Origin of the sequence: Ponticaulis koreensis DSM 19734 (assembly GCF_000420665.1) — a bacterium.
In the GTDB taxonomy this organism is placed as follows: Bacteria; Pseudomonadota; Alphaproteobacteria; order Caulobacterales; family Hyphomonadaceae; genus Ponticaulis; species Ponticaulis koreensis.
Map to the genome: position 1 here is coordinate 1421902 of NZ_ATVJ01000001.1, position 24526 is coordinate 1446427.

Here is a 24526-nt window from a genome sequence, read left to right on the forward strand (position 1 = left end):
ACTTGAATTCGGCGGGCTCTTTTGTGTCTTTCGTGTTGACCACCCCAACAAACCTGCCCACGCTTTTGGTGTGGGAAAACGATATTTTCATTTGTCGGGGGTAACCTGGCCTTTGATTATCGAAAGGTTTCAGGATGAAGACCCGGATCAGGCAGCTCGCGATTGGGTTCGCGTTGTCGGTGTTGGCTGTCATGCCGGGCACTGCGCAGGGCGTTGTTGAACGCGTTGAAGGTGAGCTTTTCGTAGACTGGACGCGCTACGAAGAAGCGGTCAACGCATCACGCTCTGCTATGATGGGAGCACCTGCGGAAGCCTTGGAAATGGCGCAGGAAGCTGAGATTCATATTCCGATCAATGCGCCTGAAAGCGAACGTTCGACTGCACTTGCCACCGTGCTCTGGCTGCAAGCCGAGGCCCAGACGCGAAGTAATGATCCCCGTGCCGCAGAACCTCTGGTCGCGCGTGCGCTGGAGTTGATTGAGGGCCGCAACCAGACAACGACGATCCGCGGAGATTTGCTACTCGCACAAGGGCGTATTCAGCAGGCTCTTGGCAATACCCAGATGGCTTTTGCCAGCTTTATCGACGCTTATGAAGAATACCGACTGCAGGACTGGGCTAGAGGGCAGGGGGTTTCTCGCCAGAAAATCGGTGATCTCTACAATGATGCGCGCGATTTTGAACGCGCTATTGAGAACTATGATTTGTCGATGGAGGTCTACGACCAGGAACCTCCGATGACGATGGTGACTGAGAATAATCGCGCCAATGCACTGCGCGGCCTGGAGCGATACCGGGAAGCAGAAGAACGTTATCGCCGCGCGCTTGATATTGCACGGACGCTTAATTCACCGCACCTCGTTGCGCGCATTCTCACGAATATCGCGCACACTCAGGTTCTGGGTGGCGATTATGCCTCGGCTGAGGCGACCGCTGATGAAGGTCTTGCGCTTATGCCGGAAGGGGAATCCTCTGGATGGGAGCCATTCTTGTGGGGGGTGAAAGCCGAGGTTGCCTTCGAGCGGCGTGATATCCCCAACGCCCGGCGCTATATCGCCCGCACATTTACAGGGATGGATCTGACGACGACCCCGATGCCATTCCGTGAAATGCACGAAACGGCCTATCGGATTTATCAGGCCGCGCTTCAGCCCGAAACGGCGCTCGCCCACCTTGAAGCCTTCAAGCGACTGGAGGATGAGGCACTTGGTCTGGCCGCGTCGGCCAACTCGGCCCTGATGGCCGCACAGTTCGATTTCGCTAATCAGGAGCTTGAGATCGAGCAGCTGGAAAGCGAACGCCTGCAACAACAGATCCAGATCGCCGAAGCCGAAACCCGTCAGCGGACCATTCTCTTTGCATCCGTCGGTTTCGGTGCCGTGTTGATTTTCGGCTTCCTCCTGGCGGGCTATGTCTCGGTTCGCAAAAGTCGCGATGCGATTGGCCGCGTCAACGAGAAGCTCAACGCGACGAATGTCGAGCTCGAACGTGCAAACAAAGCCAAGTCCGAATTCCTCGCGACGACCAGCCATGAAATCCGAACGCCTTTGAACGGTATTCTGGGCATGTCTCAAGTGCTGCTGCAGGATGGATCGCTGAATGACGAGATGCGCGACCGGCTTCGCGTTGTCCAGTCCGCGGGCAAGTCGATGAAGGCGATTGTTGATGATCTTCTGGATGTCGCCAAGATTGAAACCGGCAATGTCAGTGTTGAGATTGCTCCGTTTGAAACCCCACGCCTTTTTGAAGAGGCAACGCTTCTCTGGCGGGGGGAGGCGGAGTCTAAAAACCTCACCCTTGATGTCGAGCTGAGCGACATACCGGAGCTGGTTGAGTCCGATGAGCAGCGCCTGCGTCAGGTCATGTTCAACCTGCTTTCAAATGCCGTAAAGTTTACAGAAGAAGGCGGTGTCGTGCTGCGCGCCTATTGCGAAGCAGATGCGGACGGCAATGACATTCTACGCATCGCCGTGCACGATACCGGCATTGGTATTCCTGCCGATGAGGTTGAGAATATCTTTAAACCATTCCACCAGGTCGATGGTGCGATGACCCGCAAATATGCGGGCACAGGCCTCGGCCTCTCAATCTGCGAAAACTTCGTCAAAGCTATGGGCGGAACGATCTCTGTAGAGAGCGAGCTCGGCGTTGGCTCCGAATTTACCATTATTGTACCGGTACAAGTGCCGGAACAGCCTGCTGAAACCGCGCCTAAATCAGCGGGCGCTGGTGCAGCGACGTCTGTCGATGAGGTCAATTTGCTCGTCTTCCAGGATGACTTCATGCAGAAAATGATCTTCGAGGCGTTTTTCTCTGATGAAGTTGCATCGGTGCTTGTCTCTGATTCAGAAGAAGAATTTGCGCAAGCCTTAGCGTCGGGTGTCTATCACATGGCGTTTACGAACCGGCCGTCATCCCCAAAGTTGAAACCTGACGAATCAACTCGGCTATTCATATGGGATGAAGTCGGGAATTCTGATGTACACGCTGAAGGTGAATACGAGCCGGAGAATATTTTCAGGTTGGTGAAGGCTGAATTTCCTGAAGATGAAAATTCATCACAATTGAATTCTCCACAGGTTTCAGACCCTATTTCTGCCGGTTGATGTCGTGTTTAGTCTATTGGCAAGAATATGCTACAATAAACAGACTGCTAACAGATCGGACGGCAATCTTTACTAATGAAAATCTTATTCGTCGAAGATGATGCTATGAACCGACGCGTGGTGAAAGAAATGCTCACCGCCGCACGGATCGAAATGCATGAGGCGGAAGATGCTCCTACCGGTCTGAAAATGATTGATGAGGGAGACTTCGACCTCATCCTTATGGACTTACGCATGCCGGGTATGGACGGCATGGAGGCGATCAGTCGCATCCGTGCGCGAGACGATGAAAAAGGCAAGCTGCCGATCATTGTCGTGACTGCGGATACGGCGCTTAATCTGCGCGGACAGTGTCTGGAGCAGGGTGCTGACGAATTTTTGATCAAGCCTGTTGAAGTACGCGCTCTGTTTGAAACGATTGCGTATACTATAGCCAAGCGTAAAAAGGCGTAGGCAGGTTATTGCGGACTTGCAGCCGCTAATCTGGAGGCCCTGAAATGATAATCCGAGTTCTAAGCTGCGTGTCGGCCCTGCTTTTGGCCACGCTGCCTGCTTCTGCAGATGTGGTTCGCGCGGCGGATGATGGCTTTCAGATCCATCTGGAACGTACATCCGAGCTTCCGTCCAATCTTCAATATGCGCGGATGGCGACACTCTCTGACTGGTGGTCGCCGGCGCATACCTATTCTGGAGATGCCGATAACCTGTCTCTGACAGAGGTCGCACCAGGCGGTATGTGGGTTGAGACTTGGGAGGGCGGCTCTGTGCTGCACGGTGAGGTCATTGCGGCAATGCATCGTGACGGCAATCATATGGTGCGCTTTGATGCATCGCTGGGCCCGCTTCAAAGCATTGGTGTCGAGGCGGTCCTCACCATCTCGATCAATCAGGATGGTGAGGGAAGCAAGGTGGTTATGGACTATTTCGTCACCGGTGCGTCATTTCAGGCTCTGAGCGATATTGCGCCGGTTGTTGATGCCGTCCTGACCGAACAGATCAACAGGCTGGTTGATCCTTAAATAGATCCCACACGGCAACACTCACCCGGCTCTGTGAAAGGGGTGAGTGTCAGATTTACTCTGCCGCTTCGACGGCCCCGGCTTCCGGGTCTTTGAAGATGTCTTCAATTGGACGTCCGAACAGCCGGGCCAGTGAAAAGGCAAGGGGCAGAGACGGATCGTATTTGCCGGTTTCTATCGCGTTGATGGATTGGCGGGACACGCCCAATTGCTCGGCGAGGTCAGCCTGGCTCCATTTTCGCTCGGCGCGGAGCACGCGCAGTATATTCTCCATTACACGCAGGCGCCTTTACCGCGAACGAGCTTGGTCACGCCATAGCTGACAAAGAAGAATGGCAGGATCAGGAAGACCGGAAATGTCTCGATCAGCTCGAAAAGCTGCATGAAGCCGATAACGGTCGCTGCGCCGACCGTAATGAGCGCGCCGATGGACATGGCTTCAAGTTGCATCATGCGGGTAAATTCATCTGTCTCCTGTATATAACGCCACATGATGAACAGTACGCCGAAGATCGGCAGAACGGTCGCTGCGGTCAGCAGATAGAGAAACCAGAGCGGGTCTGTTTCGAATTGTTTTGAAATCAGCGTGCCGCCGAGAATCGCAGCGGTGTAAAGCGCCATAAGTGGCCAGAACCAGACCTGATAACGGCGTTTCGCCTGTTTGAATGTTACGTGAGCCATATAAGCCTCCTTGCTAAGTGAGGATGACTTTATGTAAAGCGCCCTTGTCTGTCAAGCGTCATTGTCATTTTGTCGTCAAATGGCGACATCACTGCGTTCTGACCAGTTTGTAACGGAACAAAATGCACGCTGGGCCGTATGCTATCGGTACACGAATTCTGAATGGAGTAGATCGATATGAAACATCTGATCATTGCATCATCCGCGACAGCCCTTCTGCTCGCAGGGTGTGCGACTGATGGTGGCCCAAGCCAGCGCGTACTGACAGGCGCAGGTATCGGCGCGGTAACAGGCGGCGCTCTTGGCACACTTGCAGGCGGCGATGACGGACGCAATGCTGCCATCGGTGCAGCCGTAGGCGCGATCGCTGGTGCTGCAGTCGGCGACTATATGGACCGTCAGGAAGAACGCCTTCGTCAGCAAACAGCAGGCACTGGCATTGAGGTAGATCGTCAGGGCGACCAGATTTATCTGACAGCCCCATCCAATGTGACATTTGAGGTCAACAGCGCGTCTATCCAGCCTCAATTCTATGGCACGCTGAACGACATTGCGCGCACGCTCGTAGACTATCCGTCTACTGCGGTAGATGTTGTGGGCCACGCAAGTGCAGACGGCCCTGCCGATTATAACATGCAGTTGTCCCAGCGCCGTGCGGTGACGGTTGCGGACTACCTGAATGCACAAGGCATTGACGCAGTGCGTCTCTATGCAACCGGCATGGGTGAGACACAGCCGCTCCCCGGCATTTCGCCGGAAGATCCGGCCAACCGCCGTGTCGAAATTGTTCTGACGCCAATTACACAAGGTTGATAAGCCGTAGAGACCAGAGTCTCTGGATACAAAAAAGCCGGTGAGTTAACTCACCGGCTTCTCTTTTTTGTCAGATGGTTGCGTATCTGATTATTCTGGCATGTCGCGCTTCAGGCGCATTGCAGAGAAGAAGAAGAACACGCCTGCCACGGCATACAGCACTGTCAGAAACAGCATCGAAATACGCGTGCTTGATTGGTTGTGCTCTTCACAGAAGACGAACTGTTCTTCGGTGACTGGTCGCTCAAGATCTGCGAGAACAGCATTGCGCGCTTCAACTGAAATCGGGCTCATTCTGTTCGACGTGTCCTCTGAGAGGACTGTCCAGAACGATCTGGCTTCACCAGAGTCAATCCGAGCTTCACGTTCAGCAAAGATAACTGCGCGTTCGGCAGCATCACACATGGAGCGATCCAGAATCTCGGAATAGCCTGCTTCTTCAAGAGCCGGAGAGAATGCGAGGTCTGACACGATACCTGCTGCGGGCGGGCCCAGACCATACCCCAGGAGGTTCACGACGAAAAGCATGATCGCTGTGGACGTCGCACGAACGCGGTTGGATACGACACCTGCAGCAATAGAATACTGAGCAGCAAGATAGCCGTATTTGATCCCGTTGCCGACGGCTAGGCCGATGACGCAGATCGCGCCGATTGCGGATGTAAATGCCAGGCCAAAGAATGGAACACACAAGATGAGGCCACCTGCAGACAGCCACGCAACGGCCGAGGATGATTTCATCTTGCTGGCGATATATCCGAGGAGGAATGTGCCGATCGCGCCGCCTGCATAAGCAGGTACGTTAAACCATACGGATGCTTCACCAGCGGTCAGTCCGAATGCGCGTTGAAGGTACAGGGACTGGAATGCTGAGATGGCGTATCCGCAGAATGCCGCCATAGTTGCGCCGCCGACCATCCACCAGTAAGACGGTTTTGAGAAAAGTTCCTTGAATGCCTCACCGAAGGTCGCCCTGGCGACAGACTGTTTCGCGCCAGCTGGCTCAGTATAACCGCGCGGAGGCTCTTTTACAGTGAAGTATAGGATCAGGCCGATCACGACGCCCGGAATGCCGAGAATGAAGAACGCATAGCGCCAGCCGAATTCATCAGCGATCGGGCCCGCAATCAGGTTTGCGCCCAGCGTGCCGAGCGTGACACCCATCGCGTAATAACCCATTGCAGAAGAACGTTTCTTCGGAGGGTAATAATCCGCGATCAGAGAGTTTGCTGGAGGCGTACAGCCGGCTTCACCAATGCCCACACCAACGCGACATGCCAGCAGGACCCAGAAGCCGCCAATCGTCACACCAAGAAGTGTGATTTCGGTCGCCAGGCCACAAAGTGCCGTCATAACAGACCAGAGCGCCACACAGATCGCGATAATCAGGACACGGTTGCGGCGTTCAGCAATACGTGCAAGCGGAATGCCTACAATGGTGTAGAGGAACGCAAAGCCAAAGCCTGTAAGAAGACCGAAAGCTGTATCCGAAATTCCAAGCTCTGCTTTGAGTGGCCGCGCAACAACTGAAAGAAGCGCACGGTCAATGAAGTTCAGAATGTAGATGATCAAAAGCGCGTTGAGAACATAGGTGCGGTATCCGAATGACCCGAACCCTTCATTCTGCGCCTGTTCCGGCTTATCCGTGGCCGGATCACCTGAATCAGTAATGTTAGTCATGTATTGCCTCCCGAGAAGGCGTAACTAAAACGATTTACTTCGCGAATACCAGACCCATCGGACGAGAATTGTTTCATCTCGCAGCTTTGTTAGTCGGCTGATATCCGGAGTAGTAAGATGCTACGAGAATCAGCCTGTTTCCTGAGGGTGAGGCGCAAACGTTTCGATTTCTTACATACTGCAATTATTTGGGCGTCGGGGCTGTCCGACTTGCTAGAGCGAAAGGGCTTCGGGCGGATATAAAAGCGGCGCTGAGCCGAGAAGTGACGAAAACATTTGTGAGGTTGATAACTGTAAGTCCGTATTTTCTCGAATTTCTCAATTATGACGATACAGAGAGAGAACGTGGAAGCTCGAATGACCTCATGTTTAACTTTCAGTATGTTGGTGATGATGCCTAAGGCGGGTTTGTTTTTTCTTCCGGAAATGACGGTTCATCGAAGGTTTGAGCTTGAGCGCCGAAAAGATTCTATGCGAAGAATGCCCGGCAGATTTTTTTACCCCGTGCGGGAGAAACAGGAGTTTTCAATGCCAGCCTTTTCCGTGCGCGGAAGCATTGTGCGTTTCGTTGGCCTCGTTGCAGGATGTCTATTGGTTTCTCAAGCGGCGTCCGCTCAGCTACCTATAGAAGAGTATTCTAACCCTGCAGACTTTCGTTCTCTTGATTTGTCACCGGACGGTGAGCGTCTTGCAGGTATCCGATGGATCGATGGGAACGAGTACTTGTGTATTTTCGACATCAATCCGATCGGGCAGGAGTGCCTTGTTGAAATTGGAGAACTCCGTGCCGATGGAACCGGTTATATTGATGAGAACCATGTTCTGATCATAGCAACTGAGGAACAGGCCCGCATGGGTGGAAGCCGTCGCTTTACGTTCGATGAGTCACGCGCGTTTGTGATCGATCTGGAAGACGGCGATGTAGAAACGCTCCTTCATCGAACAGACAATCTCTACGCCCGTCAGGGCGGGCTTGGTCGCGTCATCGGCGCAAATCCGGATGAAGGTGTAGTTTATATGCTGGCATATTCAGATAGCCGGCCACCGACCCAGGATGTATTCGAAGTGTCGCTGAGTTCAGGTCGTGGTCGAAGGGTGCATCGGGGCGATGATTATACAACCGGATGGCTGCTGCTACCTGATGGTGAGCCTTTGCTTCGCGAGAACTTCAATCAGGAAGACGATGTCTACTATCTGGAAGTTCGTGACGGGCGTTCATGGGAAGTTATTTATGCTCGCCAGGAGGCAATCCCGTCCTTTACGATTCAGGGGTTGAGCGAAGACCTGCAGAATGCTGTCGTTGTTCGCGATACTGAAGACGGCGCGAGTACGGGACTGTATTTCGTATCGCTCAGCGATGGCGAACTCACCGGACCGTTTCTTGTTGAGGAAGGCAAGGAAATCGAGCGTATCATCATGGATGGTGACCGCATCATTCTCGGCGTTCAGTATTCAGGCCTGACGCCGTCTTATCACATGCTGAACGAGTCGCACGATGCGGTGGTTAACCAGATCGTCGACATGTTTCCGGGTGTGAGCGTCACATTGGTTGACTGGACCAGCGATTGGGATCGCTTGCTATTCCTTCTGTCGGGGGGGGCTTACCCGGGTACCTACGTCGTTTATGACGTGCCTTCCCAATCGTTCGTGTTCCAGACACGTTCGCGCACAGCGTTCACCCCAGAACAAATCGCACCGCAGCAGGCGATAACCTATGAGGCCCGCGACGGTCTTGAGATCAACGCCATTCTGACCTGGCCGCTGGGGGTGGACCCCGCTCAGGCGAGCAATCTGCCGCTGATTGCGATGCCGCACGGTGGGCCGGAGGCGTATGACAAACTGCAGTTTGACTGGCTGTCACAGCCTTTCGCAAGCCGGGGATACATGGTGCTTCAGCCAAATTTCCGTGGATCATCGGGTTTCGGTCAGAATTTCACTCAGGCCGGACATCGCCAGTGGGGGCGAGCGATGCAGGATGACGTGACCGACGGTGTTCAGTTGTTGATTGACGAAGGGCTGGTCGATCCGGATCGGATCTGCATCGTCGGTTGGAGTTATGGCGGGTATTCAGCTCTGGCAGGTGGTGCCTTTACGCCGGATCTTTATAACTGCGTCGCGTCTGTCGCAGGTGTAAGTGACTTGCCGGAGATGATTGCCTTCGAACGACGTACCGCCGGGCGTGAAAGCTGGGTGTATGAATATTGGAACAGACAGTTTGGCGATGATCCGGAAGTTCTGGAGCCGATTTCCCCATATTATCACGCTGATGCGTTCCAGGCGCCAGTACTCCTGCTGCATGGATCTTATGACACTGTCGTTCCGCCAGAACAGAGTGAGCGTATGGAAGCTGCACTCGTTCGTGCTGGCAAGCCAGTGGAGATGCAAATTTTCGAAGATCAGAATCATTCCATTATGGAAGAGTCTGCACGGTTCCAGACATTGGATGCGCTAATGCGTTTTGTCGAAACGCATATTGGTGAGTGATGAAAACCGGAGTGCCGGTGCCCTGTGACTGCAAATGGTTACAGGGCACTCTATCGATATCTCTTAGATAACGTAGCGGGTGTTATTCAGTTATAACACAGTAAGATAGGTCGGCGGTGCGCGTGTCACGCGCCTGAATCACGCAGTAATTCTGAGTGTCAGCGCGGAAGGTCACGCCGTGGGACATGCGGACAATTGGCATATCAGGGCAGCGTCCCCCATCGGCGATAAGAGCCATCAATCTGTCTATTTCGCTATTGCCGTTGCCATCGGCGAGTTCGCTGCCTTCCGGGCAAGTGCGGTCACCATAGACGAGCATACGTCCCTCCGGCAGTTCGATATCGTCGAACGGAGGTGGCAGTGTGTCTTCAGCCATAACCACTGGTGCAGATGCGCAGGCAGTAAAAATCGCTGCGAGTATCGCAGTGTATTTCATTGAATGAGTTCCCCTGATTTTGCGTCCCGGCGTTAGGGTTGCACCATTCTGCCGGGGGCAGCAATGCCGGAGCTGTATTTACTCTGGCGGATCCAAAAAAGCCGGGGCGTGAACCCCGGCTTTGCAGTCGGGCGACAGCAAGGCCGCCCGTGGAGGAATAGTTCGCCTTAAGCAGCCGCTTTTTCCTGCTTTGCTGGTGGGAAGCGGGAGTAGAAGGTTTCACCCTTCTCAGCCATTTCGCGTAGCATTGCATTCGGACGGAAGCGTTCGCCATGTGCGTCCGCGAGGCGGTCTGCTTCTTCAACGAAGGCTTTAATGCCCCATTTGAGGTCCATGTAAGACGCACAGCCGCCTGTGTATGGCGCAAAGCCCCATGCCAGGATCGAGCCGATATCTGCGTCACGTGCGTCTGTGATCACGCCTTCTTCAAAGCAGCGCGACACTTCGATGCACTGACGGAAGAGGAAGCGCGTGGTCAGCTCTTCTTTGAGGTCAGGCGGGCACTCGTCGACCTTTACTTCCAGCTTGTCGGAAAGGTCCGGCCAGAGGCGTGTCGGCTTACCGTTATCGCCATACTCGTAATAGCCCTTGCCGGCTTTACGGCCGACGCGGCCTTTGTCTTCCACGAGCCATGCGAGGAACTGGCTGGATGGTTGCTCGTTGGCATCAGCGCCTGCAGCTTTGGCATACTGGCGACCGATTTTCAGAGCTGTATCGAGGCCAACAGAGTCCGAAACTTCCAATGGGCCCATTGGCATGCCGCACTGACGGCCGACATTCTCGATGATGGCAGGCTTGATGCCTTCCATCAGCATTTCCATGCCTTCCTGCGTGTATGTGCCGAAGCATCGTGATGTGTAGAAGCCACGGAAATCGTTCACGACGATTGGCGTTTTGCGGATCTTCAGAACATAGTCGATCGTCTTGGCAAGCGTTTCTTCGGTAGTTTTGTCACCAAGGATGATCTCGACAAGGCCCATACGCTCAACCGGCGAAAAGAAGTGGACGCCGATATAGTTTTCAGGGCGGACAGATGCTTCTGCGAGACCGGTGATTGGCAGGGTAGACGTGTTGGAGCCCATGACCGCTGTGTCGGCGAGGTGCTCTTCCGCCATTTTCGTGACTTTGGCTTTCAGCTCTGTGTCCTCGAACACGGCCTCAACCACAATGTCTGCGCCCTTGATCTGGGAGTAGTCTGTGCTTGGCGTGATGAGAGAGAGAATGCCGTCCGCTTTCTCCTGGCTCATCTTGCCGCGAGACACCTGCTTGTCGAGGATGCGCTTGGAGTAAGCCTTACCTTTTTCGGCGCTCTCCTGAGAGATGTCGAGAAGGACGGTTTCAATACCAGCCATCGCCTGAACGTGAGCAATACCCGCGCCCATGAGGCCAGCGCCGAGAACAGCTGCTTTCTTGACTTCGTATTTTGCGGGTGCTGCCGGACGGGATGCGCCCTTGGACAGTTCCTGCATGGACACGAAGAGCGAGCGGATCATGCCTTTGGCTTCCGGACGCTGCTGCGTGTCGATGAAGTAGCGTGTCTCAATGCGAAGACCTGCATCGATTGGCACCTGAGAGCCTTCATAGAGGCATTTCAGAATGTTCGTCTGCGCAGGATAATTGCCATAGGTTTTCGATGAAATCATCGCATTGCCCATGGTGGAGATTTGTGTCGCCTTAGGGTGCTGGTTTGGAACGCCGCCCGGGAATTTGAAGCCTTTCTCGTCCCATGGCGCTTTCGCGTTCGGGTTGGCTTTTGCCCATGCTTTGGCTTTCTCGACCAGCTCAGCTGTTGGCGAGAGTTCGTTCACAACGCCAAGGCCGAGGGCTTCGTCAGCCTTCATGGATTTGCCTTCCAGAATGTACTGGCTGGCAGCCATCAGGCCGATTAGACGCGGTAGGCGCTGTGTGCCACCTGCGCCTGGCAGAAGGCCGATTTTCGCTTCTGGCAGACCAAGTTGAAGCTTCGGATTGTCGTTCGCCGCAACGCGGTAGTGACATGCCAGCGCGAGTTCCAGACCGCCGCCGAGAGCGAGGCCGTTAATTGCGGCAGCAACCGGCTTGCCGCAGGTTTCCAACTCGCGGAAGGTTTTGTTCAGCACGAAAGACCGGTCGAACAGCTTTTTGAGTTTTGTCTGCTCGTCTTCGTCTTGTGCAGCGCCGCCGCCTGCGGACTGGTTCATCTCGCCAAGGTCAGCGCCCGCGCAGAAGCCTGATGGCTTGCCGGATGTAATGACGAGGCCTTTGATTTCGTCATTGGATGCAACTTCAGCGGCCAGAGCGACGATATCCTGAACGACCTGACCGGTCAGTGTGTTCATGGAGCGGCCCGGTACGTCGAAGGTTGCCAGCGCAATGCCGTCGCCGTCGATTTCGAATTTGAATGTTTCGAGGTTCATTTATGTGTCTCCTGAAGTGTCAGGTTTGATCATTGTCATCGGAAGAGTCGGCCTGCGTGTCGGCTTTGCGTTGGAAGGAGGCGGTCAACGCCGCGCCAATCGCAACACCGCAACCTATACCGACCGCCAGCATTGACGGTTGGTCGGTTGCCGCCATCAGGCCTGCGCCCATCGCAGTTCCACAGCCAATTCCTATGGCCATGCCTGCGCCCGGGCTAATCTTTCCGGCCATGATTAAACCCGCTCAATCACAGTTGCTGTGCCCATGCCCGCACCGACGCAAAGCGTGATGAGAGCGGTCTCTTTGTCTGAGCGCTCAAGCTCGTCGACCATTGTGCCGAGGATCATGCCGCCGGTCGCACCGAGCGGGTGACCCATAGCGATTGCGCCGCCGTTTACGTTGATCTTGTCGTGAGCGATGTCGTGCGCCTGCATGAAGCGCAGAACTACAGACGCGAACGCCTCGTTCAGCTCGTAAAGGTCGATGTCAGACGCTTCCATGCCGAGCTTTTTGAGAAGCTTGGTGGTCACGAATTCCGGACCGGTGAGCATGATGGATGGTTCAGAACCGATAGATGCAAAGCCTTTCACGCGTGCACGTGGTTTTAGGCCCAGCGCGTCACCCATTTCCTTCGTGCCGAAGAGAACGGCAGACGCACCATCAACGATACCGGAAGAGTTACCAGCGTGGTGGACGTGGTTGATTGCTTCCACTTCAGGGTAGCGACGCTTCACAACTTCATCAAAGCCCATGCCGCCAAGACCGGCAAAGCTAGGGTTGAGGCCAGCCAGAGACTGCATGTCAGCTTCCGGACGCATATGCTCGTCACGGTCAAGAATGGTTGCGCCCATCTGGTCTTTCACAGGCACGATAGACTTGCCGAAACGATCTTCTTCCCAGGCTTGTGCTGCGCGGCGCTGGCTCTCGACAGCGAAGGCGTCAACGTCGTCGCGGGAGAAGCCGTATTTCGTCGCGATGAGGTCCGCGCCAATGCCTTGCGGGGCGAAGTAAGATTTCAGAGCGATGCTCGGGTCTGTTGACCATGCGCCGCCATTTGAGCCCATTGGCACACGAGACATGGCTTCAACGCCGCCGCCGATTGCCATGTCAGCTTCGCCTGTCATGACCTTCGCTGCAGCCATGTTGCAGGCTTCAAGGCCTGAGGCGCAGAAACGGTCAACCTGAACACCGCCGACAGTTTCGGCATAGTCTGCGTTCAGAACGGCGATACGTGCGATGTCTGAGCCTTGCTCGCCAACCGGAGAGACGCAGCCGAGAACGACGTCGTCTACTTTAGAAGTGTCGAGGTCGTTGCGGTCGCGCACAGCCTGAAGGGCCTGTGTTGCGAGGCTAAGCGCGGTGATTTCATGCAGCGCGCCGCTGGCCTTTCCTTTCCCGCGCGGTGTGCGTACCGCGTCATAAATATATGCTTCTGCCATTTGGTGTTCTCCCTTTCGGATCTCTTATTCCGGTGTCGGAAATTTCATGAGCATGGCGCTCGAAGTGGCGCGTACGCACAGGCGTCCGCGTTCATCGAACAGCTTGCTCTCAAGGTAGGCGACTGAACGTCCAAGCTGTGTAACCTCTGCCTCGCAGATAACGGGGCCAAGGCGTACCGGACGCAGATAGTGAGCGTGCAGGTCAATCGAGCTGGACATGTATTTGCCGCCCGATTTGACAAGCACTGCCGGGCCCATAGTGTCGTCCAGCATGGCCATCAGGAAACCGCCCTGAATAACGCCTGCCGGGTTCAGAAACTCGGGCTTTGGATTGAATTTGATTTTGATCCAGCCGCGCGCCGTGTCGGCATCCTGAAACTCGAAGCCGAGATGCTTCGCAGCCGCCGGCGCTGCGGGGCTGTCATTTCTGAAAAACTGTGCCGGATCAAAATCGGACATCAGATTACATTGTCCTCGCAATCAGCATCTTCATGACTTCGTTTGCGCCGCCATAAATGCGCTGGACACGGCTGTCTGCGTACATTTGGGCGATCGGATATTCATCCATATAACCATAGCCGCCGTGCAATTGGAGGCATTCATCCACGATTTTACATTGCAAATCGGACACCCAGTATTTCGACATGCTGGCCGTCGCAGAATCCAGTTTGTTTTCAAGGAGCAGGTCGGTGCAGCGGTCTACGAACACTTTTGCGACAGTTGCCTCGGTTTTGCATTCCGCCAGCTTGAACTGGGTGTTTTGAAAGTCCCAGATGGTTTTGCCGAAGGCTTTGCGCTGCTTCACATACTCAACGGTCACATGGATAGCGCGCTCAATCGTAGCCATGCCCTGAACGCCGATAATGTGACGCTCCTGCGGAAGCTTTTGCATGAGCTGGATGAAGCCCATGCCTTCCTTGCCGCCGAGAACAGCGTCCGGGCCGAGCTGAACATCATTGAAGAACAGCTCTGAAGTATCTGCTGCGTGCTGGCCGATTTTCTCAAGATTGCGGCCGCGCTCAAACCCCGCCGCACCATCGGTTTCCACCAGCATGATGGAGACGCCTTTGGCGCCTTCGGTCGGGTCCGTCTTTGCGCAAACAAGAATGAGGTTCGCGTTCTGGCCATTCGAGATGAAGGTCTTCGAACCATTAAGCACATAACCGTCCGCATTCTTCTTTGCGGTGGTTTTGATGTTCTGAAGGTCGGATCCCGTGCCCGGCTCTGTCATTGCGATGGCGGTGATGATCTCGCCCGTTGCGATCTTGGGCAGGTATTTCTGCTTCTGCTCTTCAGTGCCGAAGCTTTCAATGTAAGGCGCGATAATGCCATTATGGAGGGTGATACCGAAGCCATCGATACCCTTCCAGCCCATCTGTTCTGCGATGATGGCTTCGTGACGGAAGTCGCCGCCCATGCCGCCATACTCTTCGGAAACGGATGCGCAAAGAATGCCCATCTCACCGGCTTTCAGCCACATCTCTTTGGGAACGATGCCGTCTTTTCGCCATTGCGGTACGTGCGGTGCACATTCTTTTTCAAAGAACTGTCCAACCGAGTCCGAGAAGATTGAAACTTCTTCGTCGAGACGCCAGCCTGAGGCCGGAATGTCGAGAGGTGATTGCAGCATATTTCCCTCCGAGATTTTTATATAACGTTTGCGTCAACGATATAGGCATTCTGCAGGGCTTTGTCGCCCCGTGACGTTGCGGCAGGCGCGCCCAAAAATGCAGTATTTCGGCAGAAAAACGTGAACCGGGCCTGCTGGAGGCCCTGTGTCTTAATAGGTTTGAAAATTAGAACGCGTCGGCTTCCAGAGCCATCATGCTTTCTGCGCCTGCTTTCAGCATATCCAGGTGAGAGCTGGCTTTCGGTAGGACGCGCTCCATATAGTAGCGCGCTGTTTTCAGCTTATTCGCGTAATACGGATCAGAGCCGTCATCCTTCTCAAGCGCTGTCTTCGCCATCATCGCCCACATATAGGCCATGGCTGTGTAGCCGAAGAGGTGGACGTAGTCGGTTGATGCTGCCGCCGCATTGTTGAAGTTGGAGAGGCCGTTCTGCATGAGCCATGTCGTGCCAGCTTCCAGCTTCTTCTTCGCGTCGGACAGAGCGTCCGTGAAGAGTTTCATGTCGCCATTGTCAGCGTTCTCGCCAACAAAATCGTCCATCTCTTTGAAGAAGGTGAAGATTGCGCGGCCACCGTTTGCAGCCAGCTTGCGGCCGACAAGGTCGAGCGCCTGAATGCCGTTCGTGCCTTCATAGATCATCGCGATACGCGCATCGCGCATATACTGCTCCACGCCCATTTCCTGCGTGTAGCCAATACCGCCGTGAAGCTGCAGGCATTCAGACGTCGTCTTGAAGCCGATGTCTGTCAGGAAGGCTTTCACGACAGGCGTCATGAGGGCCATATAGTCGCCCGCTTTCTGACGAACGGCGTCGTCCGGAGATTTGTGCAGAAGGTCGCCGTAAAGAGCGGTCCAGAACATGAAAGCGCGTGCGCCCTCGGTGAAGGCGCGGCTGTCCATCAGCATGCGGCGGACATCCGGATGTACGATAATCGGGTCTGCCGGCTTTTCAGGGGCAGCCGGACCGGAGAGCGCGCGGCTCTGCAGGCGGTCGCGAGCAAAATCAGCTGCGTTCTGATAAGCTATTTCGGCTTGGGCGAGGCCCTGCATACCGACGCCAAGGCGCGCTTCGTTCATCATGACGAACATTGTGCGCATGCCTTTATGCTCTTCGCCAACAAGCCAGCCTGTCGCGCCATCATAGTTCATGACGCAGGTCGCATTGCCGTGAATGCCCATCTTCTCTTCAAGGCCGCCGCACTCGAGTGCGTTGCGCTCGCCCGGATTGCCATCAGCGTCCGGAATGAATTTCGGCACAACAAAGAGAGAGATGCCTTTAATGCCTTCAGGGCCGCCTTCAATGCGTGCGAGCACGAGGTGGATGATGTTTTCAGACAAGTCCTGCTCGCCGCCGGAAATCCAGATTTTCTGGCCGGTGATTTTGTAAGAGCCGTCAGCCTGCGGAACGGCTTTTGTTTTGATAAGGCCGAGGTCTGTGCCGCACTGAGGTTCAGTGAGGTTCATCGTGCCGGACCATTTGCCGTTGATCATCTTCGTGACGTAGGTCTGCTTTTGCTCTTCAGAGCCGCCCGCGAGCAGCGCCTGATACGCGCCATGGGTAAGGCCCGGATACATGGAGAAGGCCATGTTGGACGAAGACTGCATTTCGTTGATCGCGATGTTCACAACGCCCGGCAGGCCCTGACCGCCATATTTCGGGTCAGCTGAAAGCGAGAGCCACTCTGCATCGACCAGCTGCTCGTAAGCGGCAGGGAATCCGTCTGGCGTTTTGACCGTCGCGTCTGGATTGCGTTTGCAGCCTTCCTTGTCGCCGGAATAGTTCAGCGGGAACAGGACATCTTCTGCGAATTTCGCGCCGCCTTCGAGAATCTGGTCGATCAGATCGGGAGAAGCGTCAGAGAAGCCTGGCAGGTTGGAGTAATTCTGTAGCGAGAGCACATCGTGAAGGATGAACTGCATGTCGCGAACAGGAGCCTTATAACGTGGCATAGGTCTTTTCTTTCTTTAGGTATGGTGCCGAGTTTTGCGGACGGTGTCAGGGCCGCAGCCGTCTCAGTCTTCTTCGGTTTCAAAGCTTTTGCGCGCAACAGCGTCATAGGCGCGCGCAGCTTCGGATTCATTTTCGGATGGGCCGATCGTCTCGAGTTTGCTTTCCAGCCAGGACACGCCTTTGTGAAGCGCGTCGAGTGCTTCATCGATTTCGAGGCGTTGCTGGTTCAGCACTTCGATCTGCTGTTTGTGCTTTTTATAAGCGGCGCGCAGCTGCGACCGTTGATTGTCGCCCAGATCGTAAAGGTCGAGAATTTCGCGAATATCATTGAGCGAGAACCCGACTTTGCGGCCTGACAGGATAAGCTTCAGGCGGGCGCGGTCGCGGTTTGAGTAGACGCGGTTCATGCCGTCGCGGTCGGGCGAGAGGAGGCCCTTGTCTTCATAAAAGCGGAGGGCGCGCGGCGTGACACCGAATTCGCGGGCGAGTTCGCTGATGGCGTAAGTACGCGTATCGAGCGGTTTTTTGCTTTCAGAGAGTGCGTTCATGACGGGGAGCATACTTCTCTTAACGTGAACGTCAACGTTAATTTTCAGACTCGTCTGACGGTTTCGGAAATTCTCCGGCGTTTTCAGAGGGCGGCAAAAATTACCGGGTTAAGACAGGTTTTTACCATTCTTAACTCCCCCTTAATACGAACGGTGGCTTTTAAGATTTTCATTAGTATTGCGGTAATGCGTCAACTTGAGGGGTGTCCATGTCAGCGCGTGGCCCATGGAGCGTCAAAGGCATAGATTCCAAAGCGCGTGAAGCGGCTCTGCAGGCTGCACGCAATGAAGGAATTACGCTTGGGGATTATCTGAACAGATTGCTCCTCGAATCCGATCAGAACGCCGCAGAAGCGGAAGCGCGTCGCCAGCAGGCAGCGCCGCATACTGCGCATAATGATGTACCGGACATGGAAAGGCCTGCGCCGCGCGCGACGAGCACCAGCACAGCCGCGCTTGATGAACTGACGCGCCGCGTTGAGGCGGCTGAAGCCCGTTCACGCCTCGCGATCACCGATATTGATAAGTCTGTCGTGGGTTTGCTGAACCGTCTCGACGATACCGAGAAGTCCCAGCAGGCTATTGAAGGGCGCATTGATGTCGCTGCTGAAGAGCTGCAACAGGCGCAAGCACTTCTGAAGCGCCGCATCGATCAGATTGAAGCGGATGATGCCTCTCATCAGAGCCTGCGCGCTATGCGCTCGCTCGAAAAGGCGCTGGAAAACCTATCCGAGCGTATCGAGCAGACCCGCAGCGAAACCGAAGCCAAGCACGCCAGCGCTGAAAACCAGCTGAAATCACTGGATGAGCGCCTTGGCGAGGTGGACCAGTCCGTCATCCAGAAAGTTACTGGCCTTCAAAACTCTGTAACCTCGCAGATCGAGAACGCGTCCGCGAAAGTTGATCGCGCACTCTCTGAAACGGTTGCGCGCACCGAAGGCGCAAACAAGCATCTCACAGACCGTATGACTCAGGTCGAGCGCGACGTTACCGAGATCAACCACAATGTATCCGGCACGCTGACAAAGGTTTCTGAAAGCGTTGAGCGCTTCGGGCGTAATATCGCCGAAACCGAAAATCGCAGCGTTCAGGCTTTCGATCTGGTGTCTCGCCTCGAAGAGCAGGCGAAAGCACAACGTGATGACGTTGAAGGTCAGCTTGAAGACATTGCCGAGCGTCTGTCCCGTGCGGAAATGACGACCGACTCGGCGCTTTCCGGTCTTGAATCCAGCTTTTCGAAGCTTGATGAACGTCTTGGCCAGTTCGAGGGCGAAGGCCTTGTTGGGCTCCGTGCTGAATTTGAAGAGCGTATCGAGTCGATCAAGTCAGAGCTGGCGCAGACGATCTCAGAAACCCGTGCTGAGCTGACAGGCCAGATCGAGACTGCTGCGTCTCAATCAACTGAAGTCTTCTCTGAGATGAACTCGGCGGTGAATGAAATCGCCAAGCGTATGCGCCGCACCGAGCAGCGCCAGACGCAGGCCGTTGAGGCCATTGGCGAGGAAGTCACCGGCATTGCTGATAAGCTCGACAAGCGTGTTGCGACTGTCGAACAGCGCAATGATTCAGAGATTGGCAGCGCTCTGCGTGACCAGCTGAATGATTTTGCGAGCGCCTTTCAGAAGCGTCTTTCCGAGATTGAAACCCGCGATACCGGCGAGCCGCTTGAATCCGTCACCGCGAAAATGGACGAGCTTGCAAGCGCGTTAAACTCCCGCGTCGAGGCCTCAGAAGAGCGCAGTGCGTCTGCCATCCGTGATTTCACAGATCACGTGACCACTCTGACGAAGAACCTTCAAGCGCGTCAGGATGAGAGTGTAAACCGTCTTTCCAACGAAATTCAGGCGAGCGAACAGCGCCAGTCTGAAAAGGTTGAGACCGCGCTTGGTAAGGTGACAGACCGTATTGCGCAGGTTGAGCAGGCAACATCGTCCTCAATCAGCCCGATCCAGAAAGCAATGGCGTCTCTGGCTGAGCGCCTCTCTGCGGTGGAAGACTTCTCGAATCCGGATGGCGTGTCCCGCCCTGCGGCGCCGCCAATGTCTTTCGATAGCTTTGAAGCGCGCCTCGATGCAGCTGATGCGAAGCAAAAAAGCGCAGCTGCTCCGGAGATTCCGGAAGAGCTCGAAGCCGATTTCGACCTGCCCGAACCGCCAGCTCCAAAAGCTGAAACGGCCAAACCTGCACCTGTCGAAGATGATCTATGGGCTGACTTTGGCGATGACGAGTTTGAAACACCGTCACCGAAAGCCAGCTTTGATGATGATCTCGATGAGCCGGATGACGGCTTCGCCGCGGACGTTCCAGGCTCCGGCTTTGACCTCGACGCTGCCGAGTTCGACGAAAACACATCCTTTGAGAATGATAGTTTCGACGATGATGCGCCTATGTCTGTTCCAGATGCGGGCAGCGCTTCAGATTATCTGTCACGTGCCCGCGCCGCGGCAAATGCTGCGCAAGAAAGCGGTCGCGGCCGCAAAGCACCGAAGGTTCTCGCTGCTAAGGGCAGTAAAAAGAGCGGTGGTAGCTCCAAGCTGCCTCTGATCGCTGCGGCATCGGTTATCGCAATCGCTGCGGCAGGCGCAGCAGGCTTCATGCTGATGCGCGGTAAGCAGGATTCAAGTCTCGATTATCTTGATGGTCCATCTGCTCGTGGGCAGGTCGATGGTCGTACGCCGCTTGTGCCGTCTGCGGGTGCTGGCGAGCTGTCTGCGCTGGAAAATGGCGCAGATGCTGGTATTGGCCTTGAGATTGTCGGCCCTGAAGTCATTGAAAGCGAAGCGGGCGTTTCAGATACTATCGAAGAAACAACGCCGCGCCGCGAAGAACGCCTCATCGAATCTGAACCAGCACCGGCTCCAGCACCGCGTTCTGCCGAGACCGCAGAGGCGCCAGCGCCTGCACCGGTTGAGACGGCTCGCAATAACAGCCCGACCACCAGTGATCTCAATCGCAGCCAGCTGACCGGTCAGTCGATTCCCATCCAGAACGCTGTACCGATCGCACCGTCTGAAATGGCCTCTGCCCAGCCGGCCTCTGCCGAGCCAGCCGCGGCTCCGCCGCCTGTTGTGACGCCGGTTACCCAGTATCAGGACGGCATGCGCCTGCTTGAAGAAGGCAATATCCGCGAAGCGGTTACGCTGATTCAGAATTCGGCTGATGATGGCCTCGCAATGGCCCAGTATCGCATGTCCAAGCTCTATGAGCGTGGTCATGGTGTGCCGCGTGATCTTGCGCAGTCGCGCCAGTGGACTGAACTTGCAGCGGAAAATGGCAATGTAAAAGCCATGCACGACCTCGCTGTCTTCTTTGCCGAAGGCGAGGGCGGCCCGCAAAGCTATGCTGGCGCCGCCCAGTGGTTCCGCTCTGCGGCTGAATACGGCCTTGTCGACAGCCAGTATAATCTGGGCGTGCTCTATGAGCAGGGCCTTGGTGTTACAGCTGATCCTGCTGAAGCGCTCTACTGGTATGCTGTTGCCGAACAAATGGGTGATAGCGGTGCCGGGTCTAAGGTGTCCGAGCTTGCTGCGCAGATTGACCCGACGGCGGCCCAGTCAGCACTTCGACGCGCTGCGGCTTACACGCCAACACAAAGCGATCCTGCAGCTAACGGTATTTTCCCGCAGCAGCCTCGCGCGGCGACATCTACACCAGCGGCAACATCTGCGCCGACCGAGCTTGCTCTGAACGGACAGGTGCGTCAGGCGCAAGAGCTGCTGAACGAGCTTGGCTATAATGCAGGCTTCCCTGATGGCCGTTTTGGCAACCAGACGCGTAACGCCATTCTCGCTTTCCAGGGCGCGAACGGTTATCCGCAATCAGGTCAGGTGACGCCAACTCTGCTTCGCCAGATGCGCGCAGCGGCTGATACCGGTCTCTAAAAGCTAAGCTGTTTCTAGAATTTCCAGCGCGCGCCGGATGAGCGATCTGGCGCGAGGCGCGTTGTCGGCACGGCATAGACGCGGTCGGTTCCCATCATGAAGACCTGAAGCCCGCGCGGGAAGAGCGGTTGGTACGGCGTTTCAAGCACATTCAGCCCGCCGGTAAAGGCACCCATGCTTGGCAGGATGAGGCTGTTACCATCCGTCACGAAACAACGGCGTCGGACCATTTTGTTTCCGCGCCCGATAAGGCGTGCGCACGGGTGAAGGTGTCCTGAAATCTCGCCCGTTTCACCTGTTGGTTCGTGACGGAATGTCAGGCGACCGAGTTTGAGTTCTTTGCAGGCTGTGCCGCCAAGACCTTCAGGAGGGTCTGGATCGTGGTTTCCTTCCACCCATACCCAGTCGAGCGATTCGGTGAGCGCGCAAATAGCGCTCCAATCGTCTTCGGCAAGGCGTTCATGGGCGCGTGGATCGTGAAAGCTGTCACCCAGCGAGATGACACGTTCCGGGTTCAGCTCTGCAATCAGGCGGGTGATCAGGCCGAGCGTTGTGCGGGTGTCATAAGGCGGTAAGTGCTGGCCTGCGCGGGCATAGCTGGAGCCCTTTTCAAAGTGCAGGTCGGAAACGATCAGCGTTTTCTGTGCGGGCCAGTAAAGCGCACCCTCTTTGAGCGGGCGAAGATCGTGTCCGCAAAGCCTGATCATATGACCAGCTGGCTCGTCTGAGAGTTTAAGTCCGGGGCGCATATCCAAGGGATTGCGCAAGTCGCGGGGAGGGTCAATCTCCCCGCTGCGAATGGCTGCGGCTTAGTGGCCCTTGAAGTTCGGTGCACGCTTTTCAACGAAGGCACGTGCGCCTTCCTTATGGTCTTCAGACTCGCCCGTGTAGATCTGCGTGAAGGCTTCGCGCTCCAGCATGGTCTGATAGTTCTCTGTAGAGGACAGGCGTACATTCTCTTTCATGTAGCGATAAGCGAGCTGCGCGCCAGAGGAGATTCGTGTGGCGAGTTCTGTGACCGCTTCGTCAAAGCCGTCCGCATCAGCAACTTTATTGACGAGACCAAGACGCAGAGCCTCGTCGACTGTCACCATTTCAGAGAGGAAGAGAAGCTCTTTCGCTTTGGCTTCGCCGAGTGTTCGAACCAGCGGCCATGTAATGCCGAAATCGCCTGCAAAGCCGACCTTTGCGAACGCGGTTGTGAAGCGCGCGCGGCTGGAGGCAATGCGTAGGTCACACGATAGCGCGATAGAGAAGCCAGCGCCCGCGGCAACGCCGTTCACAGCCGCAATTGTCACCTTAGGCATGGAGTTCAAAAGGCCGGACATGCGATGAATGCCAAGCTGGCGGTTCACTTTTTGCTCGGTTGTCTGCTCTGCGCCGCGGCCAGCATTCATGGCTTTCACGTCGCCGCCTGCGCAGAATGCACGGTCGCCAGTGCCCGTTACAACAACGCAGCGCACATCATCATCCTGCGCCCATTTCTCGAGAAGCGGGATGCCGACCTCAAAAGTTTCCTGAGACAGCGCATTCATCGCTTCAGGACGATTGAATGTAAGCGTGGCGATACCGTTTTCGACTTTGTGCAGCAGATCTGACATGTGCGTTTCTCCCTTTATTGCGAAGACTGATTGCGCGGATTGGTGTGCAGGTCAATTTACTGTTGGGGGAGCGTATCGATTTATGTGTTGTCCCACAATTTTCAAAATCCCAAAATTGTGGGACAACAGCGTATGTTTCGCGCTTTTAATGATGAGCAGGCCCGCACAATTGTAAATCTCGAGCAACGCTACGAGGTCTGGATGGAGGCATGTCAGCAACTTGCCGCCATGCCCTACGACCTTCGAATTAAGAGCTCAAAGGATCGCAAGTATCTATACGAAATAACTGGTCGAGACGGAAACGGTATCAGCCTCGGGGCGCTCGATGACGAGAAGCTCGAACAATTTGAAGATTACAGAAATCGGAAAGCCGAGCTGAAGAGCCGGATTGAAACGAGCGTTTCAAGTGTGGATGAAAGCTGCGCCATGTATCGCGCACTCAGACTTCCACTTTTGGCCAGCCAGGCTGGAGATATCCTCCGAAGAGCTGATGAGCGAGGCATGCTCGGTTCCGATTTGCTCGTCGTTGGTACCAACGCCATTCCGGCGTACCAGTTAGAATCTAATGGATATCTCGTGGGCATTCCGGACGAGACGGAAGATTTTGACCTGGCATGGGCCGCGAGCGCGCAACCGGAAGAAGGTGCAAAACCGGTCTGGTCTCTATTGAAGGCCGTAGACAGTACCTACACGATGAATACAGAGCGGCCGTTTCAGGCTCGGAACGCCAAAGCCTATGAAGTTGAGCTGCTGGTTGCGCCCTCGAAAGTCGATATGCTGGATCGTCTGGATGTGCCCAAGCCTGTTCCTCTGCCCGAACAGGAGTGGCTCCTGCTTGGCCGTCCTCTCAGTCGTGTGGTCGTCTGTCGGGATGGAAAGCCAGCGAGGCTTTACGTGCCTGATCCTCGATATTTCGCGCTTCATAAACTCTGGATGTCCCGTCAGTCGAAACGAAATCCAAATAAGCGAAACAAAGACAGGATTCAGGGAAATATCTTGCTGAACGCAGTTCGGGACGCCATGTCTCATTACCCTCTCAACGAAGCGTTTGAAGCTAGCTTACCGAGCGAGCTTATGATGGATTTCGAGAACTGGCGTCGGGGCTGAAAGTTCGGTCACTGGGGTATCGGGTGCAGAATTTGCGCTTTGCTCGCAGATGATTTGGTTTCTGACTTTTTACGTTTAAGATCGAACATCTGAATTGCGAACACCGAACGCAGCCGAAATCGATTCGGCGCGCGTCTGTTATGTGAACTGGTCGCCACAGCGAATAATTTTGCTGAATGTTGATGATGAGGCCGCTCGCATAGGTGAATGTTGAATGGAATTGTTTCGACACTGGAGGACGTTGAAGTGGCG

The 24526-nt window shown here is 55.2% G+C and carries 20 protein-coding genes; 7 read left to right on the plus strand and 13 right to left on the minus strand.

The window, feature by feature from the left end; translation table 11 throughout:
• Positions 1-134 precede the first annotated feature (134 nt).
• The 3 genes from G523_RS20210 (at position 135) to G523_RS18460 (ending at position 3625) form a co-directional block, all read left to right on the plus strand.
• On the plus strand, positions 135-2606 hold the full coding sequence (locus tag G523_RS20210) for an ATP-binding protein (protein ID WP_081648733.1): 2472 nt from the start codon (positions 135-137) through the stop codon (positions 2604-2606).
• Positions 2607-2681: 75 nt separating this feature from the next.
• Entirely contained in the window at positions 2682-3059 is a 378-nt protein-coding gene (locus G523_RS0107410; protein WP_022694408.1) for a response regulator, read from the plus strand.
• 44 nt (positions 3060-3103) lie between these two features.
• The gene (locus tag G523_RS18460; RefSeq protein ID WP_155802610.1) at positions 3104-3625 is read left to right on the plus strand and encodes a hypothetical protein; all 522 of its coding nucleotides are present in this window, start codon (positions 3104-3106) and stop codon (positions 3623-3625) included.
• Between the two features lie 55 nt (positions 3626-3680).
• Here G523_RS18460 and G523_RS0107420 read toward each other — a convergent pair whose 3' ends face one another.
• Entirely contained in the window at positions 3681-3899 is a 219-nt protein-coding gene (locus G523_RS0107420; protein ID WP_022694410.1) for a helix-turn-helix transcriptional regulator, read from the minus strand.
• Positions 3899-4306, minus strand: a complete 408-nt coding sequence (locus tag G523_RS0107425; RefSeq protein ID WP_022694411.1) for a hypothetical protein — start codon at positions 4304-4306, stop codon at positions 3899-3901. The genes G523_RS0107420 and G523_RS0107425 overlap by 1 nt, the downstream gene beginning before the upstream one ends.
• A gap of 177 nt (positions 4307-4483) precedes the next feature.
• On the opposite strand from G523_RS0107425, the gene G523_RS0107430 reads away from it, so the two are divergent.
• Positions 4484-5119 (plus strand): OmpA family protein, encoded by a 636-nt coding sequence (locus G523_RS0107430; protein ID WP_022694412.1) that lies wholly within the window; start codon positions 4484-4486, stop codon positions 5117-5119.
• 90 nt (positions 5120-5209) lie between these two features.
• On the opposite strand, the gene G523_RS18465 is transcribed toward G523_RS0107430, so the two are convergent.
• Complete coding sequence (locus G523_RS18465; protein ID WP_022694413.1) at positions 5210-6799, minus strand: spinster family MFS transporter; 1590 nt, start codon at positions 6797-6799, stop codon at positions 5210-5212.
• Positions 6800-7327: 528 nt separating this feature from the next.
• On the opposite strand from G523_RS18465, the gene G523_RS18475 reads away from it, so the two are divergent.
• Positions 7328-9283, plus strand: a complete 1956-nt coding sequence (locus G523_RS18475) for an alpha/beta hydrolase family protein (protein WP_022694414.1) — start codon at positions 7328-7330, stop codon at positions 9281-9283.
• Positions 9284-9365: 82 nt separating this feature from the next.
• Here the strand turns inward: G523_RS18475 and G523_RS0107445 are convergent, their stop codons facing one another.
• From G523_RS0107445 to G523_RS18480, 8 genes are all read right to left on the minus strand, one after another.
• Positions 9366-9719 carry a hypothetical protein gene (locus G523_RS0107445; RefSeq protein ID WP_022694415.1) on the minus strand — a complete coding sequence of 118 codons (354 nt, stop codon included), beginning with the start codon at positions 9717-9719 and terminating at the stop codon, positions 9366-9368.
• A gap of 167 nt (positions 9720-9886) precedes the next feature.
• Entirely contained in the window at positions 9887-12115 is a 2229-nt protein-coding gene (locus G523_RS0107450) for a 3-hydroxyacyl-CoA dehydrogenase NAD-binding domain-containing protein (RefSeq protein WP_022694416.1), read from the minus strand.
• Positions 12116-12134: 19 nt separating this feature from the next.
• On the minus strand, positions 12135-12347 hold the full coding sequence (locus G523_RS20885; RefSeq protein WP_155802612.1) for a hypothetical protein: 213 nt from the start codon (positions 12345-12347) through the stop codon (positions 12135-12137).
• A gap of 2 nt (positions 12348-12349) precedes the next feature.
• On the minus strand, positions 12350-13555 hold the full coding sequence (locus G523_RS0107460) for an acetyl-CoA C-acetyltransferase (protein ID WP_022694418.1): 1206 nt from the start codon (positions 13553-13555) through the stop codon (positions 12350-12352).
• A 24-nt stretch (positions 13556-13579) separates the two neighbouring features.
• Positions 13580-14014, minus strand: a complete 435-nt coding sequence (locus tag G523_RS0107465) for a PaaI family thioesterase (protein WP_022694419.1) — start codon at positions 14012-14014, stop codon at positions 13580-13582.
• Between the two features lie 4 nt (positions 14015-14018).
• Complete coding sequence (locus G523_RS0107470) at positions 14019-15185, minus strand: acyl-CoA dehydrogenase family protein (protein ID WP_022694420.1); 1167 nt, start codon at positions 15183-15185, stop codon at positions 14019-14021.
• Positions 15186-15351: 166 nt separating this feature from the next.
• The gene (locus G523_RS0107475) at positions 15352-17136 is read right to left on the minus strand and encodes an acyl-CoA dehydrogenase C-terminal domain-containing protein (protein WP_022694421.1); all 1785 of its coding nucleotides are present in this window, start codon (positions 17134-17136) and stop codon (positions 15352-15354) included.
• A 63-nt stretch (positions 17137-17199) separates the two neighbouring features.
• The gene (locus G523_RS18480) at positions 17200-17685 is read right to left on the minus strand and encodes a MerR family transcriptional regulator (protein ID WP_027441540.1); all 486 of its coding nucleotides are present in this window, start codon (positions 17683-17685) and stop codon (positions 17200-17202) included.
• Between the two features lie 209 nt (positions 17686-17894).
• Between G523_RS18480 and G523_RS0107485 the strand changes: the two genes are divergently transcribed.
• Complete coding sequence (locus G523_RS0107485; protein WP_022694423.1) at positions 17895-21566, plus strand: peptidoglycan-binding protein; 3672 nt, start codon at positions 17895-17897, stop codon at positions 21564-21566.
• 14 nt (positions 21567-21580) lie between these two features.
• Here G523_RS0107485 and pdeM read toward each other — a convergent pair whose 3' ends face one another.
• Positions 21581-22315 (minus strand): ligase-associated DNA damage response endonuclease PdeM, encoded by a 735-nt coding sequence (gene pdeM, locus G523_RS18485; RefSeq protein WP_081648735.1) that lies wholly within the window; start codon positions 22313-22315, stop codon positions 21581-21583.
• A 60-nt stretch (positions 22316-22375) separates the two neighbouring features.
• Complete coding sequence (locus G523_RS0107495; protein WP_022694425.1) at positions 22376-23167, minus strand: enoyl-CoA hydratase-related protein; 792 nt, start codon at positions 23165-23167, stop codon at positions 22376-22378.
• Between the two features lie 132 nt (positions 23168-23299).
• On the opposite strand from G523_RS0107495, the gene G523_RS0107500 reads away from it, so the two are divergent.
• On the plus strand, positions 23300-24274 hold the full coding sequence (locus tag G523_RS0107500; protein ID WP_022694426.1) for a GSU2403 family nucleotidyltransferase fold protein: 975 nt from the start codon (positions 23300-23302) through the stop codon (positions 24272-24274).
• Positions 24275-24526: the final 252 nt, after the last annotated feature.

Excerpts from the sequence above, each read along its gene's own strand:
- G523_RS20210 (WP_081648733.1), top strand. The coding sequence starts at position 135 with ATGAAGACCCGGATCAGGCAGCTCGCGATTGGGTTCGCGTTGTCGGTG.
- G523_RS0107410 (WP_022694408.1), top strand. The coding sequence starts at position 2,682 with ATGAAAATCTTATTCGTCGAAGATGATGCTATGAACCGACGCGTGGTG.
- G523_RS18460 (WP_155802610.1), top strand. The coding sequence starts at position 3,104 with ATGATAATCCGAGTTCTAAGCTGCGTGTCGGCCCTGCTTTTGGCCACG.
- G523_RS0107420 (WP_022694410.1), bottom strand. The coding sequence starts at position 3,899 with ATGGAGAATATACTGCGCGTGCTCCGCGCCGAGCGAAAATGGAGCCAG.
- G523_RS0107425 (WP_022694411.1), bottom strand. The coding sequence starts at position 4,306 with ATGGCTCACGTAACATTCAAACAGGCGAAACGCCGTTATCAGGTCTGG.
- G523_RS0107430 (WP_022694412.1), top strand. The coding sequence starts at position 4,484 with ATGAAACATCTGATCATTGCATCATCCGCGACAGCCCTTCTGCTCGCA.
- G523_RS18465 (WP_022694413.1), bottom strand. The coding sequence starts at position 6,799 with ATGACTAACATTACTGATTCAGGTGATCCGGCCACGGATAAGCCGGAA.
- G523_RS18475 (WP_022694414.1), top strand. The coding sequence starts at position 7,328 with ATGCCAGCCTTTTCCGTGCGCGGAAGCATTGTGCGTTTCGTTGGCCTC.
- G523_RS0107445 (WP_022694415.1), bottom strand. The coding sequence starts at position 9,719 with ATGAAATACACTGCGATACTCGCAGCGATTTTTACTGCCTGCGCATCT.
- G523_RS0107450 (WP_022694416.1), bottom strand. The coding sequence starts at position 12,115 with ATGAACCTCGAAACATTCAAATTCGAAATCGACGGCGACGGCATTGCG.
- G523_RS20885 (WP_155802612.1), bottom strand. The coding sequence starts at position 12,347 with ATGGCCGGAAAGATTAGCCCGGGCGCAGGCATGGCCATAGGAATTGGC.
- G523_RS0107460 (WP_022694418.1), bottom strand. The coding sequence starts at position 13,555 with ATGGCAGAAGCATATATTTATGACGCGGTACGCACACCGCGCGGGAAA.
- G523_RS0107465 (WP_022694419.1), bottom strand. The coding sequence starts at position 14,014 with ATGTCCGATTTTGATCCGGCACAGTTTTTCAGAAATGACAGCCCCGCA.
- G523_RS0107470 (WP_022694420.1), bottom strand. The coding sequence starts at position 15,185 with ATGCTGCAATCACCTCTCGACATTCCGGCCTCAGGCTGGCGTCTCGAC.
- G523_RS0107475 (WP_022694421.1), bottom strand. The coding sequence starts at position 17,136 with ATGCCACGTTATAAGGCTCCTGTTCGCGACATGCAGTTCATCCTTCAC.
- G523_RS18480 (WP_027441540.1), bottom strand. The coding sequence starts at position 17,685 with ATGAACGCACTCTCTGAAAGCAAAAAACCGCTCGATACGCGTACTTAC.
- G523_RS0107485 (WP_022694423.1), top strand. The coding sequence starts at position 17,895 with ATGTCAGCGCGTGGCCCATGGAGCGTCAAAGGCATAGATTCCAAAGCG.
- pdeM (WP_081648735.1), bottom strand. The coding sequence starts at position 22,315 with ATGCGCCCCGGACTTAAACTCTCAGACGAGCCAGCTGGTCATATGATC.
- G523_RS0107495 (WP_022694425.1), bottom strand. The coding sequence starts at position 23,167 with ATGTCAGATCTGCTGCACAAAGTCGAAAACGGTATCGCCACGCTTACA.
- G523_RS0107500 (WP_022694426.1), top strand. The coding sequence starts at position 23,300 with ATGTTTCGCGCTTTTAATGATGAGCAGGCCCGCACAATTGTAAATCTC.